At 42.6% G+C, this 18,474-nt stretch carries 16 protein-coding genes and 1 CRISPR repeat array; of the genes, 7 read left to right on the forward strand and 9 right to left on the reverse strand.

Annotated features, from left to right (window positions below):
• Window positions 1–392: 392 nt before the first annotated feature.
• Together KI659_RS15980 and KI659_RS15985 are read right to left on the reverse strand one after the other, a co-directional pair.
• A complete protein-coding gene (locus tag KI659_RS15980; protein ID WP_213946377.1) occupies window positions 393–755 on the reverse strand; it encodes a type II toxin-antitoxin system VapC family toxin in 363 nt (120 codons plus the stop codon).
• Entirely contained in the window at window positions 752–991 is a 240-nt protein-coding gene (locus KI659_RS15985) for a hypothetical protein (RefSeq protein ID WP_213946378.1), read from the reverse strand. The genes KI659_RS15980 and KI659_RS15985 overlap by 4 nt, the downstream gene beginning before the upstream one ends.
• 340 nt (window positions 992–1,331) lie before the next feature.
• Between KI659_RS15985 and KI659_RS15990 the strand changes: the two genes are divergently transcribed.
• The gene (locus tag KI659_RS15990; RefSeq protein ID WP_213946379.1) at window positions 1,332–1,859 is read left to right on the forward strand and encodes a CAP domain-containing protein; all 528 of its coding nucleotides are present in this window, start codon (window positions 1,332–1,334) and stop codon (window positions 1,857–1,859) included.
• 85 nt (window positions 1,860–1,944) lie between these two features.
• Here KI659_RS15990 and KI659_RS15995 read toward each other — a convergent pair whose 3' ends face one another.
• Window positions 1,945–3,078, reverse strand: a complete 1,134-nt coding sequence (locus KI659_RS15995; protein WP_213946380.1) for an AAA family ATPase — start codon at window positions 3,076–3,078, stop codon at window positions 1,945–1,947.
• A gap of 133 nt (window positions 3,079–3,211) precedes the next feature.
• Between KI659_RS15995 and KI659_RS16000 the strand changes: the two genes are divergently transcribed.
• The 3 genes from KI659_RS16000 to KI659_RS16010 are packed head-to-tail and all read left to right on the forward strand — an operon-like array spanning window position 3,212 to window position 3,931.
• On the forward strand, window positions 3,212–3,451 hold the full coding sequence (locus KI659_RS16000; protein WP_213946381.1) for a hypothetical protein: 240 nt from the start codon (window positions 3,212–3,214) through the stop codon (window positions 3,449–3,451).
• A gap of 6 nt (window positions 3,452–3,457) precedes the next feature.
• Window positions 3,458–3,691 carry a hypothetical protein gene (locus KI659_RS16005; RefSeq protein ID WP_213946382.1) on the forward strand — a complete coding sequence of 78 codons (234 nt, stop codon included), beginning with the start codon at window positions 3,458–3,460 and terminating at the stop codon, window positions 3,689–3,691.
• A gap of 6 nt (window positions 3,692–3,697) precedes the next feature.
• Window positions 3,698–3,931: a hypothetical protein gene (locus KI659_RS16010; protein ID WP_213946383.1), complete on the forward strand. Its 234-nt coding sequence runs from the start codon at window positions 3,698–3,700 to the stop codon at window positions 3,929–3,931.
• A 450-nt stretch (window positions 3,932–4,381) separates the two neighbouring features.
• Here KI659_RS16010 and KI659_RS16015 read toward each other — a convergent pair whose 3' ends face one another.
• From KI659_RS16015 to KI659_RS16040, 6 genes are all read right to left on the reverse strand, one after another.
• Window positions 4,382–5,545 (reverse strand): 6-bladed beta-propeller, encoded by a 1,164-nt coding sequence (locus KI659_RS16015; protein WP_213946384.1) that lies wholly within the window; start codon window positions 5,543–5,545, stop codon window positions 4,382–4,384.
• A gap of 71 nt (window positions 5,546–5,616) precedes the next feature.
• The gene (locus KI659_RS16020; RefSeq protein WP_213946385.1) at window positions 5,617–6,288 is read right to left on the reverse strand and encodes a plasmid pRiA4b ORF-3 family protein; all 672 of its coding nucleotides are present in this window, start codon (window positions 6,286–6,288) and stop codon (window positions 5,617–5,619) included.
• 245 nt (window positions 6,289–6,533) lie between these two features.
• Window positions 6,534–8,237: a CRISPR direct-repeat array (repeat unit 46 nt; unit sequence GTTGTGAATTGCTTTCAACCAGCTATCTTAGGATAGGAATCACAGC).
• A 115-nt stretch (window positions 8,238–8,352) separates the two neighbouring features.
• Window positions 8,353–8,700 (reverse strand): CRISPR-associated endonuclease Cas2, encoded by a 348-nt coding sequence (cas2, locus tag KI659_RS16025; protein ID WP_213946386.1) that lies wholly within the window; start codon window positions 8,698–8,700, stop codon window positions 8,353–8,355.
• Entirely contained in the window at window positions 8,693–9,586 is an 894-nt protein-coding gene (gene cas1 / locus KI659_RS16030) for a type II CRISPR-associated endonuclease Cas1 (RefSeq protein WP_213946387.1), read from the reverse strand. The genes cas2 and cas1 overlap by 8 nt, the downstream gene beginning before the upstream one ends.
• An 11-nt stretch (window positions 9,587–9,597) precedes the next feature.
• On the reverse strand, window positions 9,598–13,698 hold the full coding sequence (gene cas9, locus KI659_RS16035) for a type II CRISPR RNA-guided endonuclease Cas9 (protein WP_213946388.1): 4,101 nt from the start codon (window positions 13,696–13,698) through the stop codon (window positions 9,598–9,600).
• 367 nt (window positions 13,699–14,065) lie between these two features.
• Window positions 14,066–14,422, reverse strand: a complete 357-nt coding sequence (locus KI659_RS16040) for a hypothetical protein (RefSeq protein WP_213946389.1) — start codon at window positions 14,420–14,422, stop codon at window positions 14,066–14,068.
• A gap of 917 nt (window positions 14,423–15,339) precedes the next feature.
• Here KI659_RS16040 and KI659_RS16045 point away from each other — a divergent pair.
• From KI659_RS16045 to KI659_RS16055, 3 genes are all read left to right on the forward strand, one after another.
• Window positions 15,340–15,912 carry a hypothetical protein gene (locus KI659_RS16045; RefSeq protein ID WP_213946390.1) on the forward strand — a complete coding sequence of 191 codons (573 nt, stop codon included), beginning with the start codon at window positions 15,340–15,342 and terminating at the stop codon, window positions 15,910–15,912.
• Between the two features lie 910 nt (window positions 15,913–16,822).
• Window positions 16,823–17,464: a DUF6266 family protein gene (locus KI659_RS16050; RefSeq protein WP_213946391.1), complete on the forward strand. Its 642-nt coding sequence runs from the start codon at window positions 16,823–16,825 to the stop codon at window positions 17,462–17,464.
• A 120-nt stretch (window positions 17,465–17,584) separates the two neighbouring features.
• Window positions 17,585–18,313, forward strand: coding sequence for a hypothetical protein (locus KI659_RS16055; RefSeq protein ID WP_213946392.1), 729 nt, complete (start codon window positions 17,585–17,587; stop codon window positions 18,311–18,313).
• The last annotated feature ends 161 nt before the right edge of the window (window positions 18,314–18,474 follow it).

Consider the following 18,474-nt stretch of genomic DNA (forward strand, 5'->3'; position numbering starts at 1 on the left):
TGTTTAAAGCTTATGGCTCCTGCGGAGCGTTTATGGTTTATAACATCGTCAAACCATAAGCCTTAAACTTCAAACCTTAAACCATAAACCTCATTCGCGGTGTTTAAAGCTTATGGCTCCTGCGGAGCGTTTATGGTTTATGGCATCGTCAAACCATAAGCCTTAAACTTCAAACCTTAAACCATAAACCTCATTCGCGGTGTTTAAAGCTTATGGCTCCTGCGGAGCGTTTATGGTTTATGACATCGTCAAACCATAAGCCTTAAACTTCAAACCATAAACCATAAACCTCATTCGCGGTGTTTAAAGCTTATGGCTCCTGCGGAGCGTTTATGGTTTATGACATCGTCAAACCATAAGCCTTAAACTTCAAACCTTAAACCATTGCTGGGTTATAAAGGATTAATAATATTCAAATTACTAATCCTCTTAAAATCCTTCACATTAGCAGTAATTAAAGCCCCGCCCGCCAGAAGAGCTGTGGCTGCAATAATAGAATCACCTAATGTAATTCTTTGTTGCTGCCTTAACTTAATGGCTTCAAATGCAACATTTTGGGATAGTGGAATAATTTGAATTTGGGAAAACAGCATTTCAAAAGCAGATTTTTCGGCATGGTTTAATTTATAATAACCGAGAACTTCAATCTTGCTTATAATTGAACAACTTAAAACTTTACCTTTTAAAAAATCCCTTACCCCCTGAAATTCGGGATGCAAACAATAAATAATAATATTACTATCGAGCAATATCATTGGCCGCGAAAAGGTTGTTTTCGATCTTTCCTAATTTTGCGTTGCCAACTCACCGGATCCTGAATAGTAGATTTCTCTAACTCTTTAGACAATTTATTCATAAGATCAACAATTTTATCATTTTCAGGAGAGGGGTAATGTTCCAATTTCACAACCGCATCCTCATCTTTCACTAAAGATAAAATCTTCTCAATCAATATTTTGTCCTCTGTCGATATAGTTATTCTATGTTCCATAACTTTTGGGGAATGCCCATTCAATATAACTAAATTTCATCAATTCTAGTTGTCTGCTGCAGAACAATCTGATAGAAGAGCAAGGCATATCGCTTTGCGTACCAGTGATACGGTGTTTAAAGCTTATGGCTCCTACGGAAAGTTTATGGTTTATGAAATGGATTCTCGGGGTTTATGGCTTATGGCTCCTGCGGAGCGTTTATGGTTTAAGAAAAGGATTCGTGGGGCTTATGGCTCCTGTGGAGCGTTTATGGTTTATGACATCGTCAAACCATAAGCCTTAAACTTCAAACCATAAACCATAAGCCCCCGTTAACAAAAGAAAGTCAAACTTAAACAAATGCATTACTCCCTTATATTGTCCCTGCTCCTCGTTTTTTCTCAGGCATGGACTTCTCCTACGTCACCGACCGCCGAGGAACAGACCCTTTACGATATCATCAACGATTACCGACAGACCCGAAACCTGCCGCCGGTCGCCTACTCCGAAAAACTGAGCAAGGTGGCCCAGACGCACGCCAGGGATTTACAGGAAAACTATCAGCGGAGCAACCGCTGCAACATGCACAGCTGGTCCAAGAAAGGGGACTGGAAAGGCTGCTGCTATACCGACAACCACAAAAACCCCGAATGCATGTGGGACAAGCCCAAGGAGATCGCCGGCTATGAAAGCCCCGGCTACGAGATCGCCTACTGGCACTCCGCCAAAGCCCAACCCGACCATGCCCTGGAAGTGTGGATCAAAAGCCCCGGCCACCACTCCGTCCTGGCCAACCTCGGCCCCTTCAAAGACGCCGACTGGAAAGCCATGGGAGTGGGGATTTACAAGGAATATGCTGTAGTGTGGTTTGGGGAGATGGAGGAGTGAAATGGAAAATGAAGAATGAGGAATTAGGAATGATGAATTGGGCACACAAGGTTCAATTCCTAATTTTGAATTCTTAATTCTTAATTCATAACCCCCTCACCTGCATCCACCTCTCAAAAAACACGTCATACACCTCATAATAAGGCTCCCCTTCCGGTCCATATTCCTTGAAGATCATCTCCTTGTCCAGCAGGGCATCAAGTGATTTGAACACGGTGGCTGGGCTGCCTAGGTGATTGGAAGACATGAAAGCCTTTGATGTAGGGGCATAGACTGTCCCGGTGCGGGCAATGGCTGAAAGCAGTTTCCACTGTTGGGGGCTGAGCAGGGTGCGGTAATGAATGAAGAACGCCTCCTGCTCCTGAAGTATCTCGTCAGCGCAAGACTGCAAATTTTCCCGCACATATTTCTTAATTGGTTTTTGATAAAGCCTGTTGCATAAGAGTTGCACATAGTAAGTATGACATTTGGCCCATTCCAAAATCTCATCCACCAAAGCCTCCTCTATTGTCTTGCCTCCTTTTTTGAAATGCCTCACCACGAATTCCCGATAATCATCCTGTCCTATCTTGCCGATCTTCAGGGGGGAAGCACTTCTGAAAAATGGCCTTGAAGGATCGCTGAACAGTTCATTCAGGATTGACTGCCGGCTTCCCGAAAACAAGAAATAGACATTCTGCAAACGCTGAATGACCGTCCTTAGCCAGGCATCCGTATTCTTTTCCGGGTAATGCGCAATCTGCTGAAATTCATCAATGGCCACTACAGTGGGTTGTTCGAGTTGGGCCAAAAACTCCAGGATATTCTTAATCGGTTTCTCGACATGGGCACTATGGATGCTTACTTGCGGGATACCGCTGAGTTGGTCAAAGCTGATGGTGGGATGCAGGCTTTTCATAAAGTCCCAAACCCTTTTCCCGACCTTGCTTTTCTCGGGAAACCCCTGCAGCAGGGCCGCCCCCAGGGCATTAAGCAGTTGCTGCTCATTTTCTGTGGAAAGGATATCCAAATAGATAAAGCCCCAATTCTTGGGCAACATTTGCCGGACATGGTGGATGAGAGCCGTTTTACCCAACCTTCTATTGCCCATCAACAGACAGGACTGCCCATTCTGCAACAGTTGGCTGATTTTATTGCTCTCCTCCTCCCGGTCGCAAAAATACTCCGGACCATAATACCCCGTGGTGGGAAACGGATTGGCTGGTATCTTAAGCTTCATACCCAAATTTACAAAAAGTAATTTACAAAAAGTAATTTACTAAAGGTAAATTACAAAAGGTGAATTGAAGTTCGAGGCACGAAATACTAAGCAACTCTCGGTGCAGCCACGTTCGGTTAAAAATGAATTTTGAATGATGAATGATGACAGAATGTATTCTCAGTACACTGATGCCCCAACCGAAGAGCGCAGCTCGAGGGAGGGCCACGAGAGTAAAGACGGCGAATTGCCTCAGCCGGGCAAAATGGCTGCTAGCCAACATCTGATGCTTGAATACTTGGTACGTGGTACCTGGTACTTGGTACCCATTCGTAAGTACAAAATTAGAAGTACGAGGTACAATGCGGTTCACAGTGCAGCCACGTTTGGTTAATGATGAATGCTGAATAAATGTAATCCTCGTTACCATGACACCCCATCCGAAGAGCGCAGCTCGAGGGAGGGCCACGAGAGTAAAGACGGTGAATTGCCTCAGCCGGGCCAAATGGCTGCTAGCCAACATCTGATGCTTGAATACTTGGTACGTGGTACCTGGTACTTGGTACCCATTCGTAAGTACAAAATTAGAAGTACGAGGTACAATGCGGTTCACAGTGCAGCCACGTTTGGTTAATGATGAATGCTGAATAAATGTAATCCTCGTTACCATGACACCCCATCCGAAGAGCGCAGCTCGAGGGAGGGCCACGAGAGTAAAGACGGTGAATTGCCTCAGCCGGGCCAAATGGCCGCTAACCAACATCTGATGCTTGAATACTTGGTACGTGGTACCTGGTACTTGGTACCCATTCGTAAGTACAAAATTAGAAGTACGAGGTACAATGCGGTTCACAGTGCAGCCACGTTTGGTTAATGATGAATGCTGAATAAATGTAATCCTCGTTACCATGACACCCCATCCGAAGAGCGCAGCTCGAGGGAGGGCCACGAGAGTAAAGACGGTGAATTGCCTCAGCCGGGCCAAATGGCCGCTAACCAACATCTGATGCTTGAATACTTGGTACGTGGTACCTGGTACTTGGTACCCATTCGTAAGTACAAAATTAGAAGTACGAGGTACAAACCGGTTCACAGTGCAGCCACGTTTGGTTAATGATGAATGCTGAAAAAATGTAATCCTCGTTACCATGACACCCCATCCGAAGAGCGCAGCTCGAGGGAGGGCCACGAGAGTAAAGACGGCGAATTGCCTCAGCCGCGCCAAATGGCTGCTAGCCAACATCTGATGCTTGAATACTTGGTACGTGGTACCTGGTACTTGGTACCCAATCACTAAGTACGAGTACTAAAAGGATCCACGAGCCTACACCCTCAACTTCACCAGCACAATCTTCTCCTCCATCAGCTTCTCCTTGTTTTTTTCAAAGAAATCATGAACGTTCCCTGGTCTCACCTCCACCTTTTTCCCATTGAAAGTCTCGGTGTAATCCTGATAGAACTTGCGGGAATTAAGCTGGTAGATGACCTCATCCTCAGTGAAAGCCCAATGGTAATTGTAGATCTTCATGCCGTCGATATCATTCTCCCACTCCTTTACCTGTGAAAGCACCTGATAGTCATCATCCAAAAACACCGCATGGTTTCCATGCCCGGGGAGATGAAAGGTTAACATCCTGAAACCCTTATACCCATTGAAAGTCGTCAGGACTTCCACTCTTGGATTATCTTCCAGATAGGTCCTTCTTTGCTGATGGTCCTGGGCCAGCTCCAGCCGTTTTTTGGGATCAAGGGAATACCTGCCAAAATCAAAGGTCACACTGTCTTTCCAATATCCCTGGTCATCAAAAATCTGAACATTATAGGTATTGGTTTCTGTAAAATAAAGCTGTTTTCTGAACGGGTCAAAACTAAAGCCCCAAGGATAACCCCTTCTAATGAAAGTCTCATAACCATCCTTAAGCGGGATATACCCTTCCACTTCCCCATCCGCTACCCGCTGGAAAGTCCATTTATCCTCGCCCTCCCCATATTGGTAATGGAAGAGGCTGAAATCTTCCCCCTTGAAGTTCCTGTTGTACCCTGGCTCCAGCCTAACCTCTTCCAGCAGGTTGCCATCAAAATCGAAAGCCAACTGCTTCCACGGCCTGCCAGTAATCACTATCCGATCACCCTCAATATGAAAATCATCAATATGCACGATCTCCCCGGGCCCCTCCCCAAAACTCCGGATCACATTCAGCAGTTTCCCCTTGCCATCGAAAACAAACAATGCCGCCGTCTCCCTGCTCTCCACCAAAATCCTATCATCGGCAAAGAACATGTTGTAAGCATTAACGATGGGCATCGAGTCCGGATAATCCAGCAACACATACTCCACACCCCCAAAATGCTCCGACAAACTGACCCTTCCGGACTTATCCGGATCTATAGAAATAATGGTGACGCCCTCTTCGGGCTTTGAATCACAGGCATATACCCCGCACACCAGCGGGAAGGCAAAAACAAGGAATCGGAAAATAGATCGCATGGCTAAAGAATAAGGTTAAACGAAAAGTATAATTGAATATAGGAAAAATAAATGGAGATCGAAACGCAAGGTCAAATTAAGCCTTCCCTGAAAAACCTATCCGATTCCCACTTCCACCTATCGCTATTGAAAAAATCCCTGAGGGAGTTGTTGATAGCCAATACATCAACCTGCATCAAATCATAGGGAGCATCCATATCCAGCCCGAGCCAATGGCGGTAACTCTGGTATTCTTCATGGTTTGGGTCATTGATGACTTGGCAAAATTGCTCAAACCCAAACACGCCTCCCACATCCTCTGGAGGACATTTCCCTTCCGCCTCCACGCATAGCGGCTGTTCGCCAAACAGCTCAAAAAGCCCCAAATCTCTCCTTGAGGGAACCAAAAAGGAAACCTTATGCCACCAATCGTACCCAAAATCATACCAGTACCAAAAAGGCAAGCCCTGCCGGAAATTGTAAAGGCTGTGCAGTTTCACTCGATGGGCAGGCGTTTCCTCCACTTCATCTATGAAAAACTCAGGGTCGTCGGCATAGGACGCGATGACTCCCGGGTAGGTTCGCCGGTCACGAAACTGGAACAGGTGGCCACCCATCCAGCCCATAGCATATTGCAAAACGACGTGCAATTGTATCAGGTTGGTATTATGTGGAACCAGAACTTTTCGGGTCACCCGAAAGGGCAGTCCTTCTAAGGAAATCTTCAACTTAATTGGCTGTTGGGGGGTAATGCCTCTTTTCATGTAAGAAAGATATTAAATAATTGTGTCATTCTGGTAGAAAAAGATCCTTCACCTTTCAATTGACTAGGTCAGAATTCCTGTTCAAAAGAATTGCCTATGCAGCTGAATGACTGATCACTCCCATTCAATAGGAATTACAGCTGAAAAGAAGAAAAGCAAAACCTATACTTGGTTGTAAATTACTTTCAACCGGCTATCTTAGGATAAAATCACAGCCTCTTCGCCACAGCCGCATAGCTGGTCACGTTGTGAATTGCTTTCAACCAGCTATCTTAGGATAGGAATCACCGCCCAGCGACTATCAAGCCTACGAAGACCAAGTTGTGAATTGCTTTCAACCAGCTATCTTAGGATAGGAATCACCGCCCAGCGACTATCAAGCCTACGAAGACCAAGTTGTGAATTGCTTTCAACCAGCTATCTTAGGATAGGAATCACAGCTTAACCGTCGTTTTTGACAAGGGGGCCGAAGTTGTGAATTGCTTTCAACCAGCTATCTTAGGATAGGAATCACAGCCCAGCGACTATCAAGCCTACGAAGACCAAGTTGTGAATTGCTTTCAACCAGCTATCTTAGGATAGGAATCACAGCCATTTCAGAATAAAGTTAATTGCTTTCCTTGTTGTGAATTGCTTTCAACCAGCTATCTTAGGATAGGAATCACAGCCTAACGCTTCCGAACCCATTGACATACTTAGTTGTGAATTGCTTTCAACCAGCTATCTTAGGATAGGAATCACAGTAAACGGCAAACTAAACGTTAACGGGCTTTGTTGTGAATTGCTTTCAACCAGCTATCTTAGGATAGGAATCACAGTAAACGGCAAACTAAACGTTAACGGGCTTTGTTGTGAATTGCTTTCAACCAGCTATCTTAGGATAGGAATCACAGTAAACGGCAAACTAAACGTTAACGGGCTTTGTTGTGAATTGCTTTCAACCAGCTATCTTAGGATAGGAATCACAGCGTCAATCTCAACAAAACCATCCCAAACCAGTTGTGAATTGCTTTCAACCAGCTATCTTAGGATAGGAATCACAGCAAACGGCAAACCAAACGTTAACGGGCTTTGTTGTGAATTGCTTTCAACCAGCTATCTTAGGATAGGAATCACAGCAGGACTCCCAAAACCGCAATTATTTTGGTGTTGTGAATTGCTTTCAACCAGCTATCTTAGGATAGGAATCACAGCAGGACGCCCAAAACCGCAATTATTTTGGTGTTGTGAATTGCTGTCAACCAGCTATCTTAGGATAGGAATCACAGCAGGACGCCCAAAACCGCAATTATTTTGGTGTTGTGAATTGCTGTCAACCAGCTATCTTAGGATAGGAATCACAGCAGGACGCCCAAAACCGCAATTATTTTGGTGTTGTGAATTGCTTTCAACCAGCTATCTTAGGATAGGAATCACAGCATCTAACAAAACTACAGCTACAGCTTAACGTTGTGAATTGCTTTCAACCAGCTATCTTAGGATAGGAATCACAGCGGATGATGAGGAGCTTTTGCCACCTCCCCCGTTGTGAATTGCTTTCAACCAGCTATCTTAGGATAGGAATCACAGCATTATATATTACTAGGGTCAGACAAGGTAAGTTGTGAATTGCTTTCAACCAGCTATCTTAGGATAGGAATCACAGCTGAAGATGCTGATAGCAATAGTGGCCAGCAGTTGTGAATTGCTTTCAACCAGCTATCTTAGGATAGGAATCACAGCTCCGTATGAGGGCACCAAACTTTTGCACAAGTTGTGAATTGCTTTCAACCAGCTATCTTAGGATAGGAATCACAGCGAATAAATTTGGTATTTATAAAAGCCAATGGTTGTGAATTGCTTTCAACCAGCTATCTTAGGATAGGAATCACAGCGCCGAAACCACAGGAAACACCAAAAAACTGTTGTGAATTGCTTTCAACCAGCTATCTTAGGATAGGAATCACAGCATACCTCCACGTAAGTGGCTGGTATGCTGTTTTTTACACTGCTTTTTAGAATAAAAAAAACAATTGTATTCTTTTGAATGTCAGCTAAATATAAGTCATTTTTCTTAATCGAGAATTAAAAAAGCTCTAACTGCTGGTGAGGAGCTTCTGTTTCCACTGATTTTGTCCCCTGAAATATTTCCATCATACCAAACTGCCTATCCGTAATAGACATAACTCCCACTTTGCCCTTGGGTGGCAGGTTCTTCTTAACTCTTTTGATATGGACATCGGCATTTTCTCGACTGGCACAAAAGCGCATGTATATGGAAAATTGGAACATGGAAAAACCATCGTCCAGCAACTTTTTCCTAAAGCCAGATGCAATCTTTCTGTCTTTCTTTGTTTCCGTTGGTAAATCAAAAAATACTAGTACCCACAAACTTCTATATTGGTTTAACCTTGAAAAATATTTTTCATCCATACTCCGGATATATAATCTTTCTACTTATTCCTAAATAACAATCATATAAAGAACTAGTGGTTCTACTCGCCGCCACCATCAAGGGACTCTTCTGCCCGTCTATCCTAACATCTAAAGCAGGAATCTGTAACAGTTCTTTTTTAAGAATAGGAGTCACCTCGGCAATATCATCTTCTGTTTCTACAATATGCGAAACAACTAAATCAACAAAAGGCCGATAGGGCTCCATGATGTCATCAGCCAAGCAATAGGCATTGTACTTGTTTCTATGCCAGATTCCTACGTTGGGCAGTAAGCCGGAAGAAACGAGCGCCCTAGCAATGACAGCTCGTAAAATAGCATACCCATAATTGAGTAAATTATTAGGCGGTATGCCGCCTTGATGCCTCGAAAATTCAGAAACACTAAAAAGGTTCTGCCAATAGTAAGCAGCGGCCAGAGCTTCATGATTACCGACATCTCCTGAACTGACGTTTTTGGCCAAGTACAACAGTTTTTGGTTTGGCTTGCCCTTTTCGGAGAGTAGACCAGCCTGGTTCCGGATTTTGGAACTTACAGTCTGCTGCCACAAATTCTTTTTTAAGGGAACAGAAACTCCTAGTTGGTGCCTGATTCTTTCCGTCTGCTCGGTATGTCCATGCATTGGAAGCAGTAGCCCGTTCGGCAAATGCTGGGCATTACATGACACTACGGCCACCTTCTGGCTAGTCAATTTAGCCAGAAGTCCGTTTGTAATGGTTATTTGTTGATTTTCGAGAATAATTATTCCTATATCCTCAATTGGCACGAATTTGTCAGGCTTTTCATCCGGAAAAGAAACCAATAGTTGTTCATTTTTTGTACTGAGATAGGCTGGATTTCCAAAAAAAAGAGTTCTCTTAATCATTAATTTAAGAATTAAATTAAAACTATTTCTCTCCCAATCCCAAAACTAAAGTCCTTTCCTTCAATTAAGAAGTTCATATTACCATGGCTCAGAAGCAATCTTGGCCAAATTTGTTCAGATGAAAATTTAGAAAACCCATTTTTCCCTTTTTTGCCAAATTCTTTTTCAGGAAAATCAATCAATAACTGGTCATCTGATCGCGCTTCCAAATGGTGCCGGAATCTAATGTTCCCCCTAGTGGAATCGTATAATCTTTCAACATAATAAAGTCTTCTAGAAATATCAATTTTATTAGATATTTCAATTTCATCAGGGTGCTTCTCGTAAAAAAGGACTTTTTGACCTACCTTAAACACATGAAATAAAAATGCGGGGATGAGACTTTTACCTTTCGGTATTTCAATTCGTAATTCAAAACTATTGTCATTTTGTAAATTCCTTACCTCATATAAGCTTTTGGAAAACATATACCTTTTCCCATCTTCTCCTAAATACATAGCAAAGGCAAAATTTTCCCCATTACTAGCATAATAATAATTTTTATAATCATGTCTAGATTTATATGTTTGACTTTTAATTGCAAGAGGTTTTTCACCAGTCCAGCACCTTACTCTCCTAATTTTATTAACTTTTTCTCCAAGCTTGTTAATCATCCACACGCCATCATTGATAGCTTTTGACAAGGATCTGCCATTTATTTGAGCCTCTATCATTCTAGCCAAATGAGGATCAACGATCTTTTTAAGATCTGTTATTTCTTCAATAGGCCGCCTGATGACAAACCTAAATCCATCTTCCTTCTCTTCAAAAATATAATTATTTTTAACATCCCTCAATGGTTTCCCTTCCGGATCCCTTTTAACAACCTTAACTTTCCCGTAAAACTTATCCTCATGTAATTGTCCCCGAATTGAATCCCCCTGGGCAATTTTCGGCACCTTATTCCCATTACAGTCTAAAATTAATTTACCACCCGAATCTCTGAGAAAAACCACCTTACCCCTTCTTCTAACCACCTTCTTCCCAGGAGAAAAAGCTTGGTCTTTGTTCGGAATATTATTGATTAGAATATTTTCTTTTATCTCCTCAAATACTTTATTTGAAAAACCATCAAATGGCTGGAGAGGATACTTCTGTTTTCTGCACTCCTCCATATCTTCAAAGTATTCCTTTAAAATCCTTTCCCGCTCTGCAGCTTTGGGAATTAACGTAAGTACAGCCGCATCAATGGCATGATGGTAATGTTTAGAACGGTCTTTCTCTTCCTCTTTGGATTGTATTCCATAAATTTTCCTAAAGATGGAAGTCACGGTTCCCTTTTGTACATCCACCCTATTAAAAACAGTTTTCAAATAATGGAAGGCATATTTAGAAATTAGTTGGGAGTCGATTAATTGGCTATTTTTGAATCCAGAGGGAACGTCTTTCCTTGTAAATCTGTCAATCTTATTTTTCCAATAGTTATATTCCATCTGAAGAAGATGCCTTTTTCTAATTGCAGCATCTTTTTGGCTTTTATCCTGCGCATATTTGGAACTTGCTTTAGCTTTTTGGATGAGTTTGTAAAGAGAATCAATTTTCTTTTCCCAATTTATTAAATGTGGCTTTATCGCTTTTCCTTCGTTCGTATCTTCTTCATAATTTGGTAACTCAACTGGAAGTCTGTTCTTTTTAACATCATGATTATAATGAGTATAGCAAACCGTTTGGTTAGCCAATGAATTATCAAAAGATTGGCTTCTTGGAATGGTATGTTCAAACTGTATGATATTTGGATCGAATAATTGGGTAAAACGGATAACTTTACCAGTATAGAAACATATGCATCCTTGCTCTTTCCAAAGCCTATATTTCTTGACATCATCCTTTGTTGCCAAAACCTCTTTCCAAAACTCCTCTGGGTTGTCACTTTGTTCTGTCCAGAGTCGCAGCTTTTCTTTATCGGTTTGGTTGTCGGGATTTGCATTCCCTCTAAATTCAGGATCCCGTAATAACTGGGTTATGGCAAAGGCAATTTCCCTGTTTTCATTTTCCCTTTGCCTTTGATAGGCTTCAATCGCCCACCTTTTGTTGGCATCATTCAATTCCCTTGCAATTTCAACAACAATCCTGGTATCTTCGTCAATTTTACCAGTTGCAATTAAGTTATTCATGACCCGGCGTAATTGATACAGCGCCTTATAAGCCATTGGATTTTTAAAAGCCCCGGTTTTAGGAGATGGGAGGTATATTTTTCCATCATCAGACATTTTTGCAGGTGAATAAATATCGATTTGGGAGGGATGATAAAGTTTTGACAGCATCTTTTCCTCAAGATGGAATTCATCTTCTAGGACTTTCTTTACCTGATCTAACAAATTCGGTTGGAGAAAATGCTTTCTGACCCGACTTGCAAAAAAATCTTGATATAGAGACTCAACCCTTGAAATATAAAATTGCTGGTTTATTTCCTTATCCCAAGCTTCTTCTCCAAAATGAGCAGATATTGCCTTTTGGATGTCACTCCTATCATCAGCATCTAATTTATAAGAAGGATCATTAAAACCTTGTTTATATTCCTCCAAGAAATAATCGGCTATGAGTTTATTTACTATACCTATCGCCTTTTTCTCTTTTCTATTATCCTCTATTTCTTGAATAATTCGGGTGGTAACAAAGTCCTGGTTCTGGGCAAAAGCCTCCACACCCATTAAGTCCGGGATTTTTGCCATTAGAACTGCTTCTGTATAAGTCAATCCCTTTCTCAAGAATGGCAAAATGTTATTGATGGCTTTCAAACTAAGACTTGCATACCCATCTGGGAAAGAATTCCACAAAGCAGTCACTTCTATTAACTGCTCTTCATTAAACTCAAAATTAGTTAAAAAAAAATCCTGCATGATTTCCTCATCCTCATAAGAAAATAGCACATGCCAAACATCTTCAATGGTATAGGTTATGGTTTTGGGCTTACCATATTTAAAAGTCTGTTTTGTTTTCTCAAAAGTCATCCAATCCTCACCAAATAGAGACCTCAATCTTGCAGAAACTGGACAACCCGGCACACTTGTCTCATCCTTGAAATTAAATTTCCATTTTTTATTGCCTATTTTTTGCAAATGCTTATTTAACCTTGAAAATTCAAATTCCTTATCATTTTTAAAAAAAAACTTCTCTTTAAGTACCTCTTCTTTTAAGGCCAAAGGAATTGGCTCCCATTTACCTGTATGGGATTCAAAGTATTTAATATTATTAAGGAAGCTCCAGGCACGAAATTCTTCAAAAGCAGGATGACTGACAGGACTGCGAGGCTTTTTTGGTTCTAATGTACATTTCCCGACTAATCCCTTCTGAGACCTTAGCGGCCGCTGATAAAAAATTGCTTTTTTTATCGGGTCTAAAAATTTCTCTCGCTCAAGCTCTTGGAATGAACAAATGATATCCACTTCTTGCTCATAATCAGCCCTTAGGGTGTACCTATTCCTAATTCTAATTCCACTATCTTCTAAAAAAGCAAAAGCTGCTCCTAATGTCTTATGGTCAAGGATTAACTGTTCGTATTCATTTCTACCAATCGTTGCTGTCTTAGAACTTCCCTTATAAATTGCGACTTTTTCAGTCCCTCCATTTTTTCGGCTACTTTTAAATCCTCTTCGTTGAGCGATATGATATAATGCTCTTCCAAGCTTATATCGATCTGAACGCTCATTAAGGTTAAGCTTGGTAAACAATAACTCTCTCCTAAGTTGATATGGACTTGAATAATCGGGAAAACCATCTTTATTAAAATCAAGTTTAATCCACGAATTAAAACTATCATCATCTACAGGAAATGTCCTTCCTGTATCCTTGGAATAATATCTCCACTCATTTAGTTTTTCTTGTGCCAAGGGGCAATAATTATTGCTTATCAAGAATTGTAAGGTGGCCCATTTCCTGTACCTTCTCGCATTATACAGTCTTCTGGTGGCTCTATTCTTCGTCCTTTCCCCTGCATAGGAATACTCCTTTCCCTCTTTATTCCCTACTCCCTTTTTAAAGGTACATACCCCATACCAAGGAAACTCACCGCCTTCTCTCAAGACTCCACCAAAAGAATTAGTACCTAAATCAATTCCAAAAATTTTTTCCATATCAAAATAATTTTTTATATTCGTGACGAAAGACAATTCACAACAAGGCTATAAGCCGAAGAAATTCTCTGCCCTGCATACTTCTGTGGGGCTTTTTTTATTTAACACCTGCAGTTTAAGGCTTAAATACTTAAGAGACAATACCCCGATCACGGTATTTTTGCCTATAAATGGCAAAAAACACGACACCTTGTGTCAATTTTGGGTAACATAGGGGTAAGGCTGACACAGCAAAGGATTGGCTGGAGGATTTATAAGCCTTGAAAGCCAACGAAAATTCGCTGCAGAAAAATGGTCCGAAAAAGAGTAAAAGTTTAAGGGATTAAAGGTTTAACAGAGGAGGAACTCCCTGCTCAGCGCTCCCTGCTCAGCACTCAGCCATAAGATCCTGTTCTATAAGCAATTTGATCATCCTGATATCCTCCCGGTCTTCCTGATTGTTGTATTTCGCCGGGTTTCTCTCCGCATAAAACTCAGTTATGGAAAACTTCCCCTTAACATTTTTGATTTCCGCCCTGAAAATCCCGTATCCTGTCCAGGAGCGGTGGAAATAAATCCAGCCTTTCTCATAAAAAACAAACCATTTGTCTTCCATTTGCTTGGGCACAAACCCTCTTTTCAGCTTTTCAAACTGCCCCTCAGTAAGGGGCAACTCCATTTCAATCCGTTTAGGTTGATCTATTGGCGAGTTCTTCCATGAATCTTTTGTGACTAATTTCTCCATAAGGCTCAAGTAATAAAAATATAGGTTAATGTTATTTGCAACTGCACATCCAGGCCAGAATCCCGGCATGATGGCCCTGATTTAAAGAGGTGTACCTTCCCAAAGGGATGCCCGGCTTCGCTGCCCCTCTCCGCCCCCCCGACTGCCCTAAGGCAGGCGTCTTCCGTGTCACGTCCTAAATTTACTTGACACTTTTTTCTCAAACTTTTAAATTTTTCTCCGCGAAGTGGCCTTTCCCGATCCGCTACGCTACTCGGGACAAGTAGTGAAACTTCGTGAAAACTTGGTGGCCTTTGTGGCCCATTTACAGCGTCTTCCGTCTTCGTTGTTCGGTCTTCCGTCTAAATTATTCCGGCTTCCCGTTGGCGCTTTAGCCTGGATTGCCGAAATATTTCTTTACCCTCCTCAGAATAACAGTCCATTTCTTCCAGTGGAACATAGGGTATATGCTGGTCTTCCCATGGAATGGATAGATTGCGGATATCCCTGTCCAGCTCCTTGTCTGTGATTTCCAACTACAACCCCCGTAACTTTTCCAAAAGGGAGCAGTTTGCCCTTAAATACGGGGTATCAAAAACCAAAATTAGGTGTTTTAAAAATATTTTATTAGTTTGCCACGGCAATAACACTATTTAACCTACAAAATTTATTGTTCTGAGACTTTTAACTTGCTTATATTTGATTTTAACCAGCCGGCATCATATTTATTTTTCCGAAAGGGGGCATTTCTTTCAGCCTTCGCCTAAGAAAAATTGGCAATTGAACTCTTACCATACCTTTGACTATACGCTACTCCTGTATTTTATACAGTGGACTTCCTTTTGGGGACTGCCTATGACGGAATAGACCGCTGCGGAAAACTACTTTAATTATTTTATACCAAAACCCTTAATTTATTTTACACCAAAACCCTTTTTATGATGAAAAATTTACGATTGTTGTTTATGGCAACGGCCTTACTTGCATTTTTCTCCTGTTCAAATGATGAAGAATGGAACCAGCCTGAAGAATTTATGGGTACCTGGAATTTAGAGGAGATGAATTACACAGCCGTTTCCTCTGTAAGCGCTTATGGTGAAACAAGCACGACAACTACCGTAGGAGAAGGAAGAGACCTGGATGTCATCATCGAGTTTCAACAAAACCCCAATGGCTACCACACCAGCGGCAGCTATATTATAGACATGAAAGTAGATTACGGGGGTATGGATGATGTCTTTGATTCGGATTTTTTTGGTATCGATAGGGAAGAAATGTTTCCCAGTGAGGTTTCTTACAGGCTTGAAGGCTTTATGCAGTCTGGAGACTGGGAAATTGTAGGCGACAACGTGATCAGGGTGCATGCAGAGGGATCAGAACCTTCAGAAGCCATTATCCGGGAAATCACCGATCGCATTCTGATCATGGATTTTGATCATATAACGGAAACCAACCAAGGGGAAATGAAAACTACCAATGAAATCCAGGGGACCTATACCTTTGTGAGGTAATAAACCAATTTCATTATTAAAAAATAACAGCCACTAATGCCTGGTTTCATCAGTGCATTAGTGGCTATTTCAAGTCAAAACCATGCTAACTACTCCTCGGTTAATCAAGTGCAGACTTATGTGCCACCCAGCCAAAATACGCTAAACGCCCCATTTCCCGCACCCTCATTTGCCAGGCTAAAAAATTGGATCAATATTTGGTACATGTTTACTGGTAATTAAACCCTATTTTCCTTTCCGAAATCACCACTCGGTCTTTCGGCTTTTTCACTCTCCTCGTTAGCCGGACACTTACCCTGTCACTGCCCATATCCCATTTATGGCTTACTTGAGTTTTAGCTAAGGCAGCTAGGACCCAATGCCTACATTGAAGCAAATCCGCGGTTAACCCACTCCGTATCCACTCCGATCCCACTCGGGACCCACTCCGTACCCTCTCCGTATTTTGACAGGGTGGCTTGGGAGTCTATGCGGGGTAGAGTCTGGGTGCTAACGGACTGGTTATAAATAAAATATGACTAAATGTTTGCTTTGTATTGCAGCAATAATTAATTTAATACCACATTGATATGGAAATGACCTAGCCTTGGTATTTATCGAGGTTATGTAGTGGGGACCGGAAGCCGATTTTGAGTATTCAGCGGCTTCTCTGGCTCATGGGATTCCGCACATGGAAATCCTTCCGGTAAGGCTGAGACCTTCAAAATTTTTAATTTCGAGTAGCTTTTTTACCGCAACAAATTTAAGGCCAAATTTACGCATTTATGGTGTTTTTTTTCTAGCCATTCAAATATTCATTTAAAATTATCAACAATTTTCCGCGAAGAGGACTCTGTGGAACTCCCCCGATAGCTATCGGGGTAAAACTCTGAGAAACTCTGTGTCCCTTTTTCACGCACAACTAATTCGTATGGCAAGAGCACCATTACACGAACAGGGCCTCAATGGCCGCCACGGCGACAAAGTCTACTACACCGTCAACGGCATCACTTATGTAAGGACCTATGTGGTTCCGGACCATTCTGCCCCCTCAGAACTCCAGACCATGGGCTGGGACAGGTTTTACATGGCAAACCAGTTTGTAAAGCCCCTGACCAAGATCTTCCGCTTGGGCTTCATCAACTATCAAACGGGCATGCGCTCACCGGCAAAAGTGGGACTGAGCAAATTCCTCAAAACGGCCTTCAAGGAGGGCGAACCCGAACCCGTTCCAGGCCTGCTGCAGGTAAGCGGAGGCGACCTTACCGGGATGTCTGAGGGCAGCGTGGAATGGAAGGATGAAAAGACCGTCCTGGTCAAATGGCAGAACAACGCCGGGGAGGGGAATGCGGCCAACCGCGATAAGGTTTCGGTATTGCTCTACGACACGGTCAAGATCCGCTCCTTCCACTGCACCGAAGGCAACCCCAGGTCCATGGAGATGCAGGAGATCCCCGTAAGCAACCCCGACCGCTACCGCGGAAACCTACACGCCTACGCCTTCTTCACCTTCAAAAACCCGCGCAACGGCAAATATGAAGTGTCGAGGACAGTGTATTTGGGAAAAGTTTAGATAATTAAAAATGGTGAATTAGGAATGAAGAATTGACGCAGCCCCATTCCTCATTCCTAATTCCCAATTCCTCATTCCCAATTCCCAATTCCCAATTCCTAATTCCTAATTTTAAAACCTATGGCAAAACAAACCAGTATGGTTACTTTCACCGGCACTATCGGTGGGGTGACGTTTTATAACACCTCGGAAGGTCCGCGGGCCCGGCAAAAAGGCGGTGTCACCAAGTCGAGGATCATGAACGATCCCAAATACGAGCGTACCCGGGAAAACATGCAGGAATTTGGCACCGCTTCCCACATGGCGCTTCTACTCAAACATGCTGTCAGGGACTCCCTGATCCGCGTACCCGACAGCACCTTTCACTCCAGGTTTATATCCATCCTTTCAGAAGCAGTCAAAAACGACCCCGTGAGCGACCGTGGGAGCAGGGTGCTCACTCCTGAGAACCTCGCTATATTAAAAGGGTTCAGAGCCAACAAAGCCAGGTCCCTCAAAAGCACCCTGAATTGTTATTATGAGGTAAGTAAAACCGACAGGGCAGTGCAATTCACTTTCGAGGAGCTGCAGCCCCAGGAATTCAGGGGCCCAAGCAACGCCACCCATTTCCGGCTGTTTGCAGAGGCCGCCGCCGTGGAACTGGAGGCTGAGGAAGCAGACGGCGTCAGAACGGAAAGCGATTATTTGCCCATGGAGCTCAACCCCGGCGATCTTTCTTTTACCCTGGAATTTGAAGGCGAGACTTTCCCCCACAAGGTATGTATGCTGGGCATAGAGTTTTTCAAGTTCGTAGCCGGCAAACCGTATCCCGTAGCCAAGAAAAAGTATAACACCGCAGAATTTGTATGAGTGGGGTCAGGAGGTTATTTCCCGATAGCCGCTTCGCGGATCGGGAGGTTTAGATGTTTAGGTCTTTAATCTAAGCCCCTAAACGGTCCCGCAGGGACGATAACCTTCTAAACCCAATTCAAAATAAGTTGAATTATTTGTTGGTATTTTAAGTTGTTCCG

Origin of the sequence: Litoribacter ruber, from assembly GCF_018449405.1 — a bacterium.
GTDB lineage: Bacteria > Bacteroidota > Bacteroidia > Cytophagales > Cyclobacteriaceae > Litoribacter > Litoribacter ruber.